1 pseudogene is annotated in these 277 nt (G+C 69.0%); it reads right to left on the bottom strand.

Annotation, left to right across the window (positions count from 1 at the left end):
- Nucleotides 1-156: 156 nt before the first annotated feature.
- A pseudogene (locus tag IC66_RS46055) lies at nucleotides 157-277 on the bottom strand (anhydro-N-acetylmuramic acid kinase); the annotation flags it as partial.

The raw sequence follows: 277 nt of genomic DNA, 5'->3' as shown, positions 1-277 counted from the left end.
CCGGCGCCCGGCCTTCCCTGCGTCCTCTGGTCCGATTGAGGGCGCCGAACGACAGCAAGGCTCGGGCGAAACCTGCCGCGAGAGTACGAAGGCGTGTCTGCAATCTTGAAAGCCGATTGGAAGGGCGAGGCAGTGCCCCAATTCGGGAAGCCGCCCTCAGGGCCGCGCGATCACCCCGCCCGTCATCGGCATCGGCACGCCCGTGGTGGCCGGATAGGACAGCGGCAGGCCCTTCAGCCCACGCGCGGCGAGGAAGCCGAAGGCCTGGGCTTCGATG

Source organism: Bradyrhizobium genomosp. III, assembly GCF_000261705.1.
GTDB classification, from domain to species: Bacteria; Pseudomonadota; Alphaproteobacteria; order Rhizobiales; family Xanthobacteraceae; genus Bradyrhizobium; species Bradyrhizobium ottawaense.
Note: the sequence above shows the minus strand (reverse complement) of the source record. Positions and strands in the feature narration are given on the sequence as shown.